The following is a 15,659-nucleotide window of genomic DNA, read 5'->3' as shown; positions in this document are numbered from 1 at the left end:
GAAAACAGGCTGCGTGGGTGCATCAAACCTCTCCGTCCAATGCCCCGAATGAATCACAGCAAAGACCTCAACGCGAGGAGTTTTTGCGGGTGTCCAGCTATGCCTATTCGAAATCGAAGCAGACCGGCGACAACCTGAACCTTGCCCAGATCCAGCGGTTCGACGTGACGGAGAACTGCCAGCCAGGGCAGGACATTTGCGGAATCGCGCTGACTTCGGCCTCGCAGGCACGCTATCTCGATCCGACGCAGGGCACGGTAGCCAGCCTCAACGGTGCTTTCGGTCGCAAGACCCGCGATCAGGTGCAGGAACTGAAGGCTGATCTGCGCCGGGAATTCGAAGGCTCATTCCTCAAGCGCGTGTCGGTGGGGGGTGTCGCATCGTGGCGCAAGACTTATGCCGATGCCACCACGCTGGTCGTGCCCGCTGCGGCGTTGGCCGGGCTGGCAGGACTGCCGACCAAGACCGGCGGCTTTGGCCTCGGCTCGTTCTATCAGGTCGTCACCGCATCGAAGGGGCAATTCCTTGGGACATACAACGGCAGCCAGCCGTTCCCGACGACATGGCTGGCCACCGATACTGCGGCGCTGCTTGCCGCCGTCCCGCGTGACAAGCTGGCGGCGGTGGCCGGCGCGGTACAGGCCAACGCAAGCAGCATCGTTGACGTGCGCGAACGCATCATGGCCGGTTACATTCAAGCCGATTTCGCCACGGACGATGACCGGTTCAGCGGCAATGTGGGCCTGCGCGTGGTCTACACGCGCGAGATCGCGAACGGCTTTGCGCCTAATCTGAATGGCCTGATCATTCAGGTGGAAACGGGCGGCACCGTTACCGTGCCGCCTGCGGGGGCGATTGCTGCGCGCAACAGCTATACCAACTGGCTGCCATCAGCGAACTTCAAGTTCGCGCCGAACGACAACTGGGTCTTCCGTGCGGCATTTTCGCGCACGATGAGCCGTCCTTCGCTCACCCAGATTTCGCCATCGACCACGATTACCGGTGGTGGCGGAAACTATACTATGACATCGGGTAACCCGGCGCTCGAACCTTTTGTTTCCGCCAACTATGACGCGACGGTTGAATGGTATCCCAACCGCGATACCACGCTGACGGTGGCGCTTTTCGCCAAGAAGCTGGCCACGCTGGTGCGCCCGACGACGGATTCGGTTGTCCTTCAGCCGACTTTCTTCACTGCTTCTACAAACACCAGTGTGACCCGCGACCAGGTGTTCCAGCGCACGCGTCCAACCAATGAAAAGGGCGTGACGCTGAAGGGGTTCGAACTGGGCTTCCAGCAGATTTTCACTTTTCTACCGGGCCCGTTGGCCAATACCGGCGTGCAGGCGAACTACACCTACATCTCGAACTCCGATCCGCAGGTGCTCACGGCGGCATCGAAGAACAACTACAACATCAGCGGCTTTTATGAAGACGATCTGTTTGCCTTGCGCGCGTCCTATACGTGGCGCGACAAGTTCGTCTCGCTCGGCCTTCCGGGTGGCTACAACGGGCTGGGTATCACCACGCAGGCGCGCGGCAACCTTGATATAAACCTGACCGTGAACGTGGCAGAGCAGGTTTCGCTGATTGCCGAAGCGACCAACGTGCTGGACAACGTGGACAAGACCCGCACGACGTTGGGCGATCTTCCGGCGGACTACTTCGACGTTGGCCGCCAGATCCTTGTCGGCGCACGTTTCCGCTTCTGACGTGCGCGTTCGGGATGGAGGCAGCCCGACCGGGCTGCTTCCCATCCTGAAGCGGGCAGTTGCGATCTCCCTCCAACTGCCCGCACTTCTTCCCTTGCATCCGGGCCCGCCATGACCAGCATTACACGCCGTACTTTCACCGCCGGGTTGCTGGCCGCATCGACGCTTTCGGGTGTGGCCGAAGCCGCCGCGCGATCTGCGGGGGCGCGGCGGCCGAACCTGATCACCATCGTGCTGGATGACATGGGGTTCTCGGACCTCGGCTGTTACGGTGGCGAGATCGCCACGCCTAATATCGACAGGCTGGCCGCGCGGGGACTGCGGTTCACGCGCTTTGATTCCAAGGCGGTGTGTTCGGCCACGCGCGCGGCGCTGCTGACCGGGCGGAACGGGCACACGGTGAATTTTCCCGATGTGCCGGACACTGCGTGGGGGGACAACCGCCGCCACTTCGGGCCGAATGCCTATCATTTGCCCGCCAACATTCGCACCACGGCGCAAGTGCTGGGTGATGATGGCTACGCCACATGGGCCGTGGGCAAATGGCATCTGATCCCGCTTGATCAACTTGCGCCCGGCACCTCGCGCGCAAATTGGCCAAAGGCGCGCGGGTTCGACTACTTCTATGGCTTTGCGCGGGGCTGGACCGATCAGTACCGGCCAGCGCTGGTCGAAAACGACGACTATATCAATCCGCCATTGCCCGAAGGCTATCATCTGACGGCGGATATGATCGACAAGTCCATCCATCTGATCGCCAATCGCGCTGCGGCCAAGCCGTTCTTCCTGCAACTCGCGCTGGGCGTGGCTCATTCGCCGATCCAGGTGCCGCGTGAATGGGCTGATCCCGGCGGATACCATGCTGCCCCCGCGTGAAAGCGATGACCGCGCGTGGGACGATCTGAGCGACGATGAACGCGCGGTCTTCGCGCGCTATATGGAAGTCTATGCCGGTTTCATAGAACATGCCGATGCACAGATCGGTCGCCTGCTGGATACGCTGGAAGAGCAGGGGCTTTCCGAAAACACGATGGTCGTGCTGCTGTCAGACAATGGCGCAGCGTCAGAAGCGGGACAGGCGGGATTCTTTGAAGAGCTTTATCGCCCAAACACCATTCCCGTGGCCGAGCAGCGCCGAAGGCTGGGTGAACTGGGAACGGCGGCAACACAGGCCGAATATCCGCGCCCGTGGGCCATCGCCAGTTGCGCGCCGTTCCGCCGCTACAAGCTCTTCCCCTATCTTGGGGGCGTGCGCACGCCGATGATCGTATCGTGGCCGTCCGTGGTGAAGCAGGGCGGGGGTATCCGGCGTGAACTGGTCGGTGTGGTCGATGTGGGGCCGACCCTGCTCGCCGCTGCGGGGCTTGAATTTCCCGCCACTGCTGGCGGGGTTGTGCAGATGCCGGTGGCCGGGCGGTCGTTCCTGCCGATGTTGCGGGATGCCGGGGCCAAGGGGCGGACGCGACAGTATTTTGAACTGCGCGGGCACCGGGCGATCACCGATGGGCGGTGGCGTGCGGTGGCCATCCACAACTGCGTCAACGATTATGCGCAGGACGCATGGCAACTGTTCGATACCGAGGCTGATTTTTCCGAAAGCACCGATCTGGCCGCGAAGCACCCAGAGATCGTCGATCATATGAAAGCGCTGTGGCAGAGCGAATGGCTGCGTCATGTCGGCGTGCCGATTGCCCAGCCTGCGCCCAACATCTGCCGCCTGAACGAGGAATACAACTAGCCGACGATGCGGATACCCGACAGGTAGGCATTGGTATGCGCGTTCTCACGCGCGCTTTACGTGGTCCTGACGCTTGCCTATCCCTGCCGGGTAATCTGGCGGGAGAATGGATTTGTCGGCGGACGCAAAGACTTCGATGATCCTTGAGGGCGAAGGTTTTCTGCTCGAAGTCCTGCCCCATCGCGGTGGTGGTATCGGGCGGCTGGAATGGAACGGCCTGCCCGTGCTGCGTGGCGTATGCGGGCCATCCGAGCTTGATCTGGCCAGCTTTCCGCTGGTGCCGTTCTCCAACCGCATCGCCAACGGACGTTTCAGCTTTGCTGGGCGCGAGGTGGCCATAGCGCCCAATATGCCTTCGGTCGATTCGGCCAATCCATTGCATGGCTTCGGATGGTTGAGCGAATGGCAGGCGGTTCCCAGCGCCACCGATCAGATCATTATCGAGCATGTCTACCAGCGCGGTGATTGGCCGTGGCACTATCGGGCGCGGCAGACTTTTGCGGTTTCGTCCGCTGGCCTCGCCATGCGTCTGGCGGTGCTGAACGCGGATGAGACGCCGATGCCCGCAGGGCTTGGCTTCCACCCCTATTTCCCGCGCGAAGCGGGCACGGTCTATCACGGGCTGCATCGCACGCAGTGGCAAGTGGACGCCAGCGGGCTGCCTACAGGCCGACAGGATGAACCAGCCGCGCAGGATTGGTGGGAGGGCAAGCCGATTGCGAGCCGTGCGGTGGATACCGTCTACGAAGGGCGGGAGGGCGACCTTGAGATCGTTCAGCCCGAACGTGGCATCAGGATAACGATGCGGCCCTCGGCCAATCTGGGTTGCACCGTGGTCTACACCCCCGCCGATGCCGATTTCTTCTGTGTCGAGCCGGTCAGCCATTCGACCGATCCGCTCAATTGCCCGACGGCGCAGCACGCGATGCGCATCTTGCAGCCGGGCGAGGAAATGGTGGCCGAGGTTCTGTTCAGCGTATCGGCGCTGTAGGGATTACTCCGCCGGAGCCGCGTTCGGGTCTGCCGGTTGCAGGTGCTTCGGCAGCGGTTGGCGTTCCGGGCTATCGTCAAAGCGTTCACGAAGGCGGAACATTTCCGGGGCTTCGGCCAATGCTGGCGTTGAATATTTGCGCGCTTCCTTCCACCACAGTGCCTTCAGTTCAGCCACTTTCGCAGGGTATTTCGCGGCCAGATCGGTACTTTCCGAAAAATCCGCCTGCGTATCGTAAAGCTGCCACACGTCGGTTTCAAAGTCGGTCATCTGCTTGTGCACGGCCACCGCGCGCCATTTGCCGCTGGTGATGGCGCGATTGCCGCGCAGTTCGAAATACTGGACCTTGCGTCCCGGTGCTTTGGCCGAGGCCAGCGTCGGGCGGATCGATTTTCCGGCCACCGGCAGTTCGGGTACATTGCCGACCTTGGTTGGGAAGCGGGTGCCCGCAACATCGGCAAAAGTCGGCGCAAGATCGGTCACATCGACCAGTTGCGAACGGATCGCCCCGCGATCCTTGATGGCTTTCGGCCATGAAACGATCAGGGGCGTGCGCACACCGCCAAGCTGCGGCCAGACCTTGTAGCGCCGGAATGGCGTGGACCCCAGCATGGCCCAAGGGCGCTGGTATTCTGATTGCGTCTTGTCGGTGCCCAGTTCGTCAATCCGTGCGAGCATCTGTTCGGGTGTCAGCTTGTTCGGCGCATAGAGGCGTTCGAAATTGCCCTTCTGCCCGGCTTCAGAGGCCGCACCGTTATCGCTCATCACCACGATCACGGTGTTGTCGAACTGGCCGGTCTGCTTGAGGTGATCGACAAGGCGGCCGATCTGCGCATCGGCGTGCGAAACGAAACCCGCATATGTCGCCATGAAGCGTGCGAACACAGTCTTTTCGGTAGGCGTCAGGTCTGCCCAGGCGCGGTCGCCGGGATTGCGTTCGGGCAGCACGGTGTTGGCGGGCACGATTCCCAGCGCCTTCTGCCGGGCAAGGCGGTCTTCGCGCATCGCGTCCCAGCCCTTTTCATAGACGCCCGCATAGGAATCGATCCATTCGCGCGGCACCTGAATCGGGGAATGGCCCGCGCCAAAGGCAAGATAGACGAACTTCGGCGCGGCTTTCTCTCCCGGCGTGGGGGCGGGCAGCGCGGCGATGGCGCGGTTGGTGATGTCGACCGAGAAGTGATAGCCCGGCTGGTTGGGCGAAGGCAGGCGGCCATTCCCCTCGATCAGCTTGGGATGGTACTGATCAGTCCAGCCAAGGAAGAAGCCATAGAAGCTGTCGAACCCCCGCTGCAGCGGCCATGATGCGTTTTTGCCCGGCGTGCCGTCTTCCTGCTCTGGCGCAAGATGCCATTTGCCAAGGCCGATGGTCTGATAACCTGCGCCGCGCAGCACTTGCGCGATGGTCTGGGCATTGTGCGCCAGTTCGCCGCGGTCGCGCGTCATGTCAGCGGGGTTCAGCTTTGCCGCCGGAAGATCGGCCATACGCACGGTTTGCGGGTTGCGCCCGGTCAGCAGCGCGGCGCGCGTGGGCGTGCAGACGGCTTTGGTGTCGAAGCGGTTGTAGCGCAGCCCCTGCGCCGCCAGCCCGTCAATCGCAGGCGTGCGGATTTCCGATCCGAACGATCCGATGTCGGAAAAGCCAACGTCATCCAGCACGATAACCACGATATTGGGCCTGTCGTTGGCCGTTGCGGCCCATGCAGGCGATGCTAGCGCCGATGTTGCGGCAAGCGTGCCAAGGATCGGGTTGGCCAGATTGCGGAACGTCATGCGCAGACAAGTCCTTCTGCCAGTGGCGCGGTGGATTCGCGCATCACGATTGTATGGTCGATGATGTCGGTGCGGTGGGCGGGCGTTTCGCCTGAAAGGCGCGCCAGACTGATGGCCAGTTCAGTCGCCTTGCGGGCGATTTCTGTTACTGGCTGGCGAACCGAACTGAGCCTTGGCCACATGCGCAGGGCCAGCGGGCTATCGTCGAATCCTGCCACCGATAGATCATCGGGTACACGCAACCCGCGCTTGTGCGCCATCGCCACGATGGCCGATGCTGTATCGTCGTTGCTGGCGAAGATCGCGGTCGGACGATCCGTCCGGTCAAGAAAGGCATCAGCCGCCGCGATGCCCGAATCGAACGACAGCGGGCTGGTGACGACGAGCGAAGGGTCGAGCGCCAATCCCGCCTCGGCCAGCGCACGCGCATATCCGGCAAAGCGTGTCTTGTGCACGAGGTGCTTTTCCTCTGCGCGCAGGAAGCCAACCCGCCTGTGACCGAGCGCAATGAGGCTTGTCGTCATGTCGTATGCGGCGGCTTCATCGTCGATCCTGATCGACCAGATTCCTTCGATCTCGTCACCGACCGAGGCGGCGACGACTGGAACGTCGATCAGGCCGTTGCGAAGTTCCTCTTGCAGGATACCCGCGTAAAGGCCGGGCAGGACGAGGGCGTTTGCGCCTGCAACCACCACGTCCTGCGCGGCGGCCAGAACCTCGTCGTGCGATTGGTGCCCCAAACGCCGCGTCATCAGTTGCGCACCCAGCGCGCTCGTTGCCTCAACCGCGCCGCCCAGAACCGAACTGATGAACGAAAAGTCGTCGCGGCTCAGCAGCAGGCCGATCCGCGTGGTGTCGGCTCCGGCCAGCGCCTTGGCGGCAAGGTTGGGCGTATAGTTCAGATCGCGCACGGCCCGCATCACCGCTTCGCGCGTGGCTTCGCGCACCGGCTTGGAATTGTTGAGCACGTTCGATACGGTCATGGCCGAAACGCCCGCAACGCGCGCTACGGTTTCGATTGTGATCGCCTGACTCTTTCTTCGCGGACTTTTGGCCAAGTCACCTGTCTCCGACAGCATCTGGTAAACCCGCCGCACGATTACAGCGGCGGGGCCGAAACGGAATATGGTTCAGGTCGATGGCAGTCCCGCCGTGATCGCGCTGTTGTAGCCACGCATCCCGATCAGCATCGCCACGACTGACAGGGGCGATGCAATCGCGCAGACGATTGAGATGGCATCGGGCAGGCGTGCCGCATCAAGGAACACGTAATCGGTGACGAGCGCGATGGCCAGCGGTCCCCCGGCAGCGCCGATCAGGTTCACCAGCAACATGTATCCGGCTGAAACCGATGCGCGCATCCGGTTGGGCGTAAGTTCCTGCAGTGCGGCAAGGCCGCCGCCGAAGTTGAACCCAGCAAGGAACGTCATCGTTCCGATCAGCGCCAGCGCTGCGCGGTAGTCGGCCATTTGTGGGAAGGTGGAGGTTACCGGGATCAACAGCGTGAAACCCACCAGCGCGACATGGAGATTCGCCCGCTCGTACCCGCGCCTACGCAGGGCTGAGGCCAGAAATCCGCCGATCAGCGTGCCGCCAACGCCGCAAACGGCAGTGATCGCGCCATAGGTGCTGCCGATTTCCGCCGTCGTCAGTCCGTACTTGCGCTGAAGGAAGGCTGGAATCCATGCGCCGGTTGCGTTGCCGACAAGGATCATCAGCGAAAAGCCGACGCCGATCCCGAAGTACGCCTGCCAGTGGCGCTTCAGGTGGCGCAGCAGTTCGCGCATCGACGGGCTAGGGTCGCTGCGGCCCGTGCCCATGCGCACCGGTTCGGGCACCAGCAGCATCGCCAGCGACAGCAGCACGCCGGGCAGGCCCAGCATCAGGAATACGAGTTGCCACCCGCGCACCGAACCGATCAGGGGCAGCGCCACGTCGCTTGACGGCGGAACCACGGTTGAAAGCAGGCCGCCCAGCACCAAGGCCGATGCGCCGCCCACATATATCCCCATCTGATAGACGCCCAGCGCTGATGCCAGCCGCTCCTTCGGGAAATAGTCCGAAAGCATCGAATAGGCCGCCGGGCCAAGCCCGCCTTCGCCCGCACCCACGCCGATGCGCGCAGCAAAGAGCGAGCCGAAGCCGCGCGCAAGGCCGCAAAGCGCAGTGGCCACGCTCCAGATGAAGATCGCGCCTGCCACGATATTGCGTCGGTTTGCCCGGTCTGCGAGGCGTGCCACCGGGATACCGACGACCACGTAGAACATCGTGAAGCTGAGGCCGTAAAGCAGGCTCATCGCCGTATCGCTGACGGCAAGGTCTTCCTTGATCGGCTGGACCAGTAGCGCCAGTGCCTGCCGGTCAACAAAGGCGAGCGTATTGGCCAGCGCGAGCATCCCTGCGGCAAACCACGCCTTTGAAGGCGAAGGCCACTTGCCTGCATCGGGCGTGTCCATGTCTGCAAGCTGATGGTCGCGCATATCGGCCAATTCCCCCCGCCAAATCCTCAAGCCGTCACGCGGCATGTTTAACGCTAAAAATGCGCTTGTGCCGAACGGGTGTCAAGCGTTCGCAATCACTTGTGGCAGAATCGCCACAGTGATCGACGATTTTGGAATAGCGCTAAACCTGATTGCTTGACGCTGAGGCGGTAAGTGATGTTTAGCGTTAAACGAATTTTCGAGTCGGCTCGGCCATTTCGGCTGGGCGCATGTTTTGGCGAAGGGCGCGTGAGGTGCCCCCGCCGTGTTCACGGGGGAGTACCTGTATGTTTATCCGCACCTCGTTTGCGTCAGCGATCGCGCTTGGCGCCGCTGCCGCGTTCCCGGCTGCCGCTTTCGCGCAGGATGTTGCGCAGGCTGAAGAAGCTGTTGTCGAAACCGCGCCCGGCGAAATCGTCGTTACCGCGCAGAAGCGTGCCGAGCGTCTGCAGGACGTGCCGCTCGCCGTTACCGCTGTGACGGCAGATGCGCTTTCCAAGCGTCAGATCAACGACACCAACTCGCTGGTTCAGGCTATTCCGTCGCTGTCCTATCAGCAGGGCGCGAACCCCACCAACACCAGCTTCCGCGTTCGCGGCATCGGCACCGCGCTGTTCGGTCAGGGTGTTGAGCCTTCGGTTTCGGTGGTCGTCGATGGCGTGGTTGCCGTCCGTTCGGCGCAGGGCTTTTCCGACCTTGCCGATATTGAGCGCGTCGAAGTGCTGCGCGGCCCGCAGGGCACGCTGTTCGGCAAGAACGCATCGGCTGGCGTGATCAGCGTCACCACGGCGCGCCCCTCGAACGATTTCGAGTTCAAGGGCGATGTGACCGTGGCCGAACATGACGAATACCGCGCACGCGGCACCATGTCGCTGCCTATCAGCGATACGCTGCGCGCCCGCGTTTCGGGCTTCTACAATGACGTGCGCGGCATCACCCGCAACGTCGCCACCAACGAATGGGTCAACGGCTCCAAGAGCTGGGGCGTTCGCGGCAAGCTTGAATGGGATGCGACCGAGAACCTGACGCTGCTGTTCACCGGCGAATATCGCAAGATGAACGCCGATTGCTGCGCGTCGACGCCGATCGATATCCAGACGCCGCTGCTCCAGTCGCTGTACCCCGGCATCGTCGCCACGCGCGAAAACCGCGAGATCAGCGAAGACCAGAACACCTACGCCAACAACAAGGCGCAGACGTACTCGCTGCAGGCGGATTGGGATCTCGGCGGCGTGACCGTCACTTCAATCTCGGCCTACCAGAAGTACTTCCTCGAAGTGAACCAGCCGATCGACCGCATCAATTCGCCCACGCCGATCTTTCTCGGCACGGCTGCGGCTGCGCCTTACACCTTCTGGAACCAGAACCACGGCATCCTTGATATCGATGCGTTCAGCCAGGAATTGCGCCTTGCCAGCAACGGCAAGAACGATCTGAACTATGTGGTTGGCGTGTTCTACATGAATAGCGACGTGCTGCGTCCGTTCGACCGTCGCCGCGCACGCTGCACCGCTGGCGTCATTGGCCAGCCCTGCGCCACCGCAAACGTGGTGTGGCAGTCCGCGCAGAGCCGCATCCGCCTGAAGCAGGACAGCATCGCCGCTTTCGCACAGGCTGATTATCTCCTGACCGGCGGCCTGCGCGCCATCGGTGGCGTGCGCGTGCAGTATGAAAAGGGCACCAATTCCGGCACCCGCACCGCGCCGATCGTGGCGGGCGACACCGTGTTCCCCGGCAACCCGCCGGTCAGCGGCACGTTCTCGGCCAGCGATACGGCGGTTACCGGCAAGGCCGGCCTGCAGTACGAATTCAGCCGCAACGCGCAGGTCTATGCAACCTACACGCGTGGCTACAAGGGCCTTGGCTATGAAATGGAAATCGCAGCCGACCTTGCCAACCAGGTCGCGATCCAGCCGGAATGGGTGAACGCCTATGAAATCGGCTTCAAGGGCAGCACTGCAGACCGTTCGCTGAGCTTTGCCGCCGCGCTGTTCCAGTCGGACTATTCGAACCTGCAGGTTCAGGCCAACCGTTCCGATCCGGTCACCGGCGTCGTGCAGTTCGTCACCACCAATGCCGGTTCGTCGCGTTCGCGCGGTTTCGAAATCGAAGCCACGCTGCGTCCGACCGATGGTTTCTCGGTCAACATGGCGGCAACTTATGCCCAGTCGCGCATCAACATCGATGGCATGAACTGCCCGTTGCAGCAGCAGGCCGCCGCGCCCGTGCTCAGCGGCACGCCGATCAACATCTGCTACCGCACCTCGGCAGCCGCTACACCGCAGCAGAACCTGCGCAACGGACGCCTGCAGGCCAGCCCCGATTGGCGCATCAACGTGGTTCCGCGTTACGACTATGAAGGCGAAAGCTTCAACGCTTTCGCACAGGTTGCGGTGAACTTCACCAGTGACCAGAACTTCACGGCCGAACAGGATCCGCTGACCGAACAACCTGCCTTCACGCTGGTCGATGCCACCATCGGCGTCTCTACGGCCGACAACCGCTACAGCCTGACGATGTTCGTGAAGAACCTGTTCGACACCAACTATCTGACGGCCATCGGTCACAACTCGCTGCTGGCAACGCGCACCACGCCGTTCGACCTGGTGGCCACCTACAACAAGGACTCCAGCCGCTACTTCGGTGCGACTTTCGGCGTCCGCTTCTGACGATGGCTGGGCCGGATAACGTCTGGCCCGCCACCCCGGTCCGCTCTTCGGCGCGGATCGTCTCCCGACTTTCGCGCGGTGGGGCGTATCCCATAGGCGCCCTGCCAGCCCCGGACCGTGGCGAGTCTCCCACGTCATGGTTCCGGGCGCGCGGCAGCGGTGAGATATTGTCGAGTGTTCTTCTGACCTCCAAAAGCGTGAGACGATGACCAACAGCGAGACCACCTTGCCCGATCCGCTCGCTCTTGGCGCCGAGGCCCAGGCCTGGGTTGAACGCACCCGCGATGCCATGTCGGTCGAAGAACTGGTCGGCCAGCTTTTCGTTTTCTCCACCTCGCTCGACAGTGCCGAAGAACTGGCACCGCTGCTGGCGCTGAAGCCCGGCGGCATCAACCGCTTTCCCACCACCGATCTGGCCGCGTTCCGCAGTTCCACGATGACGGCGGTCGAACAGTCCGCCGTGCCGCCGATCTTCACTGGCGATATCGAGGGCGGCACGATCAGCTACCCATTCGCCACCGCAGTTCCCAATCTCATGGGTCTTGCCGCGTGCAATGATCTTGCCACGACCGATGCAGTGGCCCGCCTTGTCGCCCGCGAAAGCCGCGTGCTGGGCTATGACTGGTCGTTCGGCCCGGTCGTCGATATCAACCACGCTTTCCGCAGCGCTATCGTCGGCACGCGCTCGTTCGGGTCCGATCCCGATACAGTCACCGCGCAGGCGCTCGCCTATATCCGCGCCTTGCAGGAAGAAGGCATTGCCGCCTGCGTAAAACACTGGCCCGGCGATGGTTTTGACGACCGCGACCAGCACCTTGTCACCAGCGTCAATCCGCTGTCGGTGGACGAATGGCATGACCTTTTCGGTCGCATCTATGGCCGGATGATCGCGTCGGGCGTGATGACGGTGATGTCCGCCCATATCGCGCTGCCCGCCTATATCCGCGCGCGGATGCCCGATGCCGGGCGTGAAGAATTCCAGCCCGCCACCGTATCGCGCCTGCTCAATCAGGATCTCCTGCGCGATGAACTGGGCTTCAAGGGCCTCGTCATTTCGGATGCCACGGGCATGGGCGGTTTGACCGGCTGGATGGAGCGTTCGGAAACAGTGCCTGCCGTGATCGAGAATGGGTGCGACATGTTCCTGTTCAGCCGCGCACCAGCTCGCGATTATGGCTTCATGCTGGATGGCCTGCGCAACGGCAGGCTTTCCGAAGCGCGGCTTTATGAAGCCGTTACTCGCATCCTGTCGCTCAAGGCGAAGCTGGGCTTGCACGAACGCTCGCCCGAAACACGGATGCTGCCGCTGGAAGACATGCGCGAACGACTGCGCACGCCTGCTCATCTTGAAGTGGCGCAGGCGGCCTGCGGCCAGTCGGTCACGATGGTCAAGGACGCGCAAGGGCTGCTGCCGCTCAATCCAGCAACGCATCGCCGCGTCGTCTATTTCGCGGAAGAAGGGTACAGTTTCTGGGACGGCGCACTGGCGCGCAGCTACGAACCGTTACTTGCCGCCATGCGCGAACGCGGGTTCGACATGCGGCCTTATGACACCGATCTGCCCCCCACGCGCGAAGACACCGATCTGGTGCTCTATCTGGTGGGGCAGGAAGCCACGCCCAGCGCATCGCGGATCTACCTCGATTTCGTGAAGCTGCACGGCGGAATGCGCAAGGCGATGAACCAGTACCCACGCGAAATTCCCACCGCGCTCCTCTCGTTCGGCCAGCCCTATTACCTTTACGATGCGCCGCAGATGGCCACCTGCATCAATGCCTACAGTGCCATCGCGCCGGTGCAGGAAGAGGTCGCGCGCCGCATTGCCGGGAACGTGCCGTTCACCGGGAAAAGCCCGGTTGACCCCTTCTGTGGGCAGGACCAACTTCGCTACTGAAGGAGAAGCGATGACTTCGCGGCCCAACGATCAACGCGCCCGGCTTGAAGCGCTTTATGCCGATATGGCCCCCACCAGCCTTACCCCCTTGTGGGAAAGCCTGCACGCACTGGTAACGCCCGAACCCGTTTCCCCCGCCGTGCCGTGGCGCTGGACCTTTGGCGAAGTGCGCGATTTCCTGCTGCGCGCGGGCGATATCATCAGTGCGGAACAGGCCGAACGCCGCGTGCTGATCATGGAAAACCCCGGCATTCCGGGCCAGTCCGCGATCACGCCCAGCCTCTATGCAGGCCTGCAACTGATCCTGCCGGGCGAAGTCGCGCCTTGCCACCGCCACACGCAGAACGCGCTGCGCTTTGTCATGGAAGGCAGTGGGGCGTTCACCGCTCTCGACGGTGAAAAGGCGATGATGGAACCGTTCGATCTGGTGCTCACGCCTTCGGGCCAGTGGCACGATCACGGCAACCAGACCGATCAGCCGATGATCTGGCTCGATGGTCTGGATATCCCCACCGTGCGCCTGTTCGACGCGAGCTTTGCCGAACGGCTCGATGTGGCGGCGCACCCCGAAACCGCGTCTCCGGGCGATACGCTCACGCGCTATGGCCACAACATGCGTCCGTTGAGCGGCAGCGCGGCAGACCGACGCCCGGCCAATCGCCCGCTGTTCCACTATCGCTATGCCGATTGGCGGCCCGCGCTTGATGCGCTGGCGGGTAGTGCGGATATCGATGCGCACCTTGGCCACGCGCTCGAATTTCTCAACCCGGCAGATGGCGGCGCGGTGCTTTCGACCATTTCGGCCCATGTTCGCAAGCTGCCCGCCGGTTTCGAAACCCGTCCACGTCGGTCGACCGACGGCACGGTGTCCGTCGTCGTAGAGGGTGAAGGCACGCTGCTGCTGGGTGAGCAAGAACTGCCGCTCGCTCCGCGCGATATCGTCGTCGTCCCTTCGTGGACCACGCACCAGTTTCAGGCGCGAAGCGATCTCGTCCTCTTCGCCTATTCCGACAAGGCTTCACAACAGAAGCTCGATCTCTACCGGGAGCAACTGCTTTGACCCTGATGTTCGATCCCCAGCCCGCCACCATCGCCAAGCTCAGCGATGGCCGCGAATTTCCCGTCCGCCGCGTGTTCTGCATTGGCCGCAACTATGCCGATCACGCCAAGGAAATGGGCGTGGAAGTGGACCGCGAAGCGCCGTTCTACTTCACCAAGTGGGCCGAAACGGTAATGCCGTCCGGCTCCACCATTGCCTATCCGCCGCAGACCGCGAACTACCATTACGAAGCCGAACTGGTCATCGTAATCGGCAAGGGTGGCCGCAACATCGCAACAGACAGCGCGCTGGATCACGTGATGGGCTTCGCCACCGGCCTCGACATGACGCGCCGCGATCTTCAGCTTGAAGCCCGCGCCAAGGGCCGTCCGTGGGATACCGGCAAGAATTTCGAAGAATCCTCGCCGCTCGGCCTCGTTCACCCGATTGCGGAAACCGGCGACATGGCGACCGGTTCGATCCGTCTGACCGTGAATGGCGAAGTGAAGCAGGAAGCCGATCTTGCCGATCTGATCCATTCGGTCCCCGAAGTGATCGCCTATGTTTCCAAGGGCTACAGGCTGGAGCCGGGCGATCTGATCTACACCGGCACGCCTGCAGGCGTTGGCGCGGTGAAGCCCGGCGATGTGCTGGTCGTCTCTATCGAGGGGCTGACCGACACCACCGTCACCATCGGCGACATCTCCCATGACTGACGCCCTCGTCCTCCACGGCTTCTGGCGCTCCACCGCATCGTGGCGCGTGCGTATCGCGCTGGGCCTGAAAGGGCTGGCGTGGACCGGCGTGCCGCACCACCTGCGGCTGGGCGAACAGAACGCGCCGGAATACCTTGCGCTGAACCCGCAAGGTTTCGTTCCTGCGCTGGTCGTGGGAGGCGAAGTACTGACGCAGAGCATGGCGATCTGCGAATATCTCGATGAAGTTCATCCCGAACCGGCGCTGCTGCCCGGCAATCCGCTCGCTCGCGCAAAGGTGCGGGCAGCGGCGCAGGTCATCGGGTGCGATATCCACCCGGTGCAGAACCTGAAAGTTCTGAAAATGCTGCGCAAGCGCGGGCTGGATGAAGCGGCGGCAAATGGCTGGGCCGCCGAGGTGATCGAAAGCGGCCTCACGGCTTTCGCTGCACTAATTGATGGCAACGATGGCCCCTATTGCTTCGGCAATCAGGTGACGCTGGCCGACGTTCTGCTGGTGCCGCAACTGGGCAATGCGCGGCGCTTTGGCGCGAACTACGATTTCGGGCGCATCATGGCGGTCGAAGCAGCGTGCATGAAGCTTGATGCCTTTGCCCAAGCGGTGCCTGAATTGCAGGCAGACGCCGAAGGATAAAAAGGGAGCGGGA

General features: G+C 62.6%; 12 protein-coding genes. 9 read left to right on the top strand and 3 right to left on the bottom strand.

The features are described 5' to 3' along the window. Nucleotides 1–89: 89 nt before the first annotated feature. The 4 genes from HGI47_RS21020 (at nucleotide 90) to HGI47_RS21005 (ending at nucleotide 4,441) form a co-directional block, all read left to right on the top strand. Nucleotides 90–1,712 carry a TonB-dependent receptor domain-containing protein gene (locus HGI47_RS21020; protein WP_168854718.1) on the top strand — a complete coding sequence of 541 codons (1,623 nt, stop codon included), beginning with the start codon at nucleotides 90–92 and terminating at the stop codon, nucleotides 1,710–1,712. 111 nt (nucleotides 1,713–1,823) lie between these two features. After that, on the top strand, nucleotides 1,824–2,588 hold the full coding sequence (locus HGI47_RS22970) for a sulfatase-like hydrolase/transferase (RefSeq protein WP_168854717.1): 765 nt from the start codon (nucleotides 1,824–1,826) through the stop codon (nucleotides 2,586–2,588). After that, a complete protein-coding gene (locus HGI47_RS22965; RefSeq protein ID WP_168854716.1) occupies nucleotides 2,545–3,450 on the top strand; it encodes a sulfatase-like hydrolase/transferase in 906 nt (301 codons plus the stop codon). Before HGI47_RS22970 ends, HGI47_RS22965 begins: the two co-directional genes overlap by 44 nt. 112 nt (nucleotides 3,451–3,562) lie before the next feature. Next, the gene (locus HGI47_RS21005) at nucleotides 3,563–4,441 is read left to right on the top strand and encodes an aldose 1-epimerase (protein WP_168854715.1); all 879 of its coding nucleotides are present in this window, start codon (nucleotides 3,563–3,565) and stop codon (nucleotides 4,439–4,441) included. A gap of 3 nt (nucleotides 4,442–4,444) precedes the next feature. Here HGI47_RS21005 and HGI47_RS21000 read toward each other — a convergent pair whose 3' ends face one another. From HGI47_RS21000 to HGI47_RS20990, 3 genes are read right to left on the bottom strand one after another with little or no spacing between them, the layout of a single operon-like run. Continuing rightward, the gene (locus HGI47_RS21000) at nucleotides 4,445–6,214 is read right to left on the bottom strand and encodes an arylsulfatase (RefSeq protein ID WP_168854714.1); all 1,770 of its coding nucleotides are present in this window, start codon (nucleotides 6,212–6,214) and stop codon (nucleotides 4,445–4,447) included. Beyond that, the gene (locus HGI47_RS20995; protein ID WP_255460982.1) at nucleotides 6,211–7,293 is read right to left on the bottom strand and encodes a LacI family DNA-binding transcriptional regulator; all 1,083 of its coding nucleotides are present in this window, start codon (nucleotides 7,291–7,293) and stop codon (nucleotides 6,211–6,213) included. Before HGI47_RS20995 ends, HGI47_RS21000 begins: the two co-directional genes overlap by 4 nt. Before the next feature lie 51 nt (nucleotides 7,294–7,344). Beyond that, nucleotides 7,345–8,694 carry an MFS transporter gene (locus HGI47_RS20990; RefSeq protein ID WP_240950349.1) on the bottom strand — a complete coding sequence of 450 codons (1,350 nt, stop codon included), beginning with the start codon at nucleotides 8,692–8,694 and terminating at the stop codon, nucleotides 7,345–7,347. Between the two features lie 287 nt (nucleotides 8,695–8,981). Here HGI47_RS20990 and HGI47_RS20985 point away from each other — a divergent pair, with 287 nt between their 5' ends. The 5 genes from HGI47_RS20985 to maiA all read left to right on the top strand — a co-directional run bounded on the left by HGI47_RS20985 (nucleotide 8,982) and on the right by maiA (nucleotide 15,646). After that, complete coding sequence (locus HGI47_RS20985; protein ID WP_168854713.1) at nucleotides 8,982–11,363, top strand: TonB-dependent receptor; 2,382 nt, start codon at nucleotides 8,982–8,984, stop codon at nucleotides 11,361–11,363. Nucleotides 11,364–11,568: 205 nt separating this feature from the next. Continuing rightward, nucleotides 11,569–13,257 (top strand): glycoside hydrolase family 3 protein, encoded by a 1,689-nt coding sequence (locus HGI47_RS20980; RefSeq protein WP_168854712.1) that lies wholly within the window; start codon nucleotides 11,569–11,571, stop codon nucleotides 13,255–13,257. A gap of 10 nt (nucleotides 13,258–13,267) precedes the next feature. Continuing rightward, complete coding sequence (gene gtdA, locus HGI47_RS20975; RefSeq protein WP_168854711.1) at nucleotides 13,268–14,317, top strand: gentisate 1,2-dioxygenase; 1,050 nt, start codon at nucleotides 13,268–13,270, stop codon at nucleotides 14,315–14,317. A gap of 5 nt (nucleotides 14,318–14,322) precedes the next feature. Beyond that, nucleotides 14,323–15,012, top strand: coding sequence for a fumarylacetoacetate hydrolase family protein (locus HGI47_RS20970; protein ID WP_168854720.1), 690 nt, complete (start codon nucleotides 14,323–14,325; stop codon nucleotides 15,010–15,012). Continuing rightward, entirely contained in the window at nucleotides 15,005–15,646 is a 642-nt protein-coding gene (gene maiA, locus HGI47_RS20965; RefSeq protein ID WP_168854710.1) for a maleylacetoacetate isomerase, read from the top strand. Before HGI47_RS20970 ends, maiA begins: the two co-directional genes overlap by 8 nt. Nucleotides 15,647–15,659 lie beyond the last annotated feature (13 nt).

It is taken from the genome of Novosphingobium sp. ERN07, from assembly GCF_012641335.1.
Classification (GTDB): domain Bacteria; phylum Pseudomonadota; class Alphaproteobacteria; order Sphingomonadales; family Sphingomonadaceae; genus Novosphingobium.
Note: the sequence above shows the minus strand (reverse complement) of the source record. Positions and strands in the feature narration are given on the sequence as shown.

What these genes read in the sequence shown, in the direction of transcription:
- HGI47_RS22970 (WP_168854717.1), top strand. Translation starts at nt 1,824, where the DNA reads ATGACCAGCATTACACGCCGTACTTTCACCGCCGGGTTGCTGGCCGCA.
- HGI47_RS21000 (WP_168854714.1), bottom strand. Translation starts at nt 6,214, where the DNA reads ATGACGTTCCGCAATCTGGCCAACCCGATCCTTGGCACGCTTGCCGCA.
- HGI47_RS20995 (WP_255460982.1), bottom strand. Translation starts at nt 7,293, where the DNA reads ATGCTGTCGGAGACAGGTGACTTGGCCAAAAGTCCGCGAAGAAAGAGT.
- HGI47_RS20990 (WP_240950349.1), bottom strand. Translation starts at nt 8,694, where the DNA reads ATGCGCGACCATCAGCTTGCAGACATGGACACGCCCGATGCAGGCAAG.
- HGI47_RS20985 (WP_168854713.1), top strand. Translation starts at nt 8,982, where the DNA reads ATGTTTATCCGCACCTCGTTTGCGTCAGCGATCGCGCTTGGCGCCGCT.
- HGI47_RS20980 (WP_168854712.1), top strand. Translation starts at nt 11,569, where the DNA reads ATGACCAACAGCGAGACCACCTTGCCCGATCCGCTCGCTCTTGGCGCC.
- gtdA (WP_168854711.1), top strand. Translation starts at nt 13,268, where the DNA reads ATGACTTCGCGGCCCAACGATCAACGCGCCCGGCTTGAAGCGCTTTAT.
- HGI47_RS20970 (WP_168854720.1), top strand. Translation starts at nt 14,323, where the DNA reads ATGTTCGATCCCCAGCCCGCCACCATCGCCAAGCTCAGCGATGGCCGC.
- maiA (WP_168854710.1), top strand. Translation starts at nt 15,005, where the DNA reads ATGACTGACGCCCTCGTCCTCCACGGCTTCTGGCGCTCCACCGCATCG.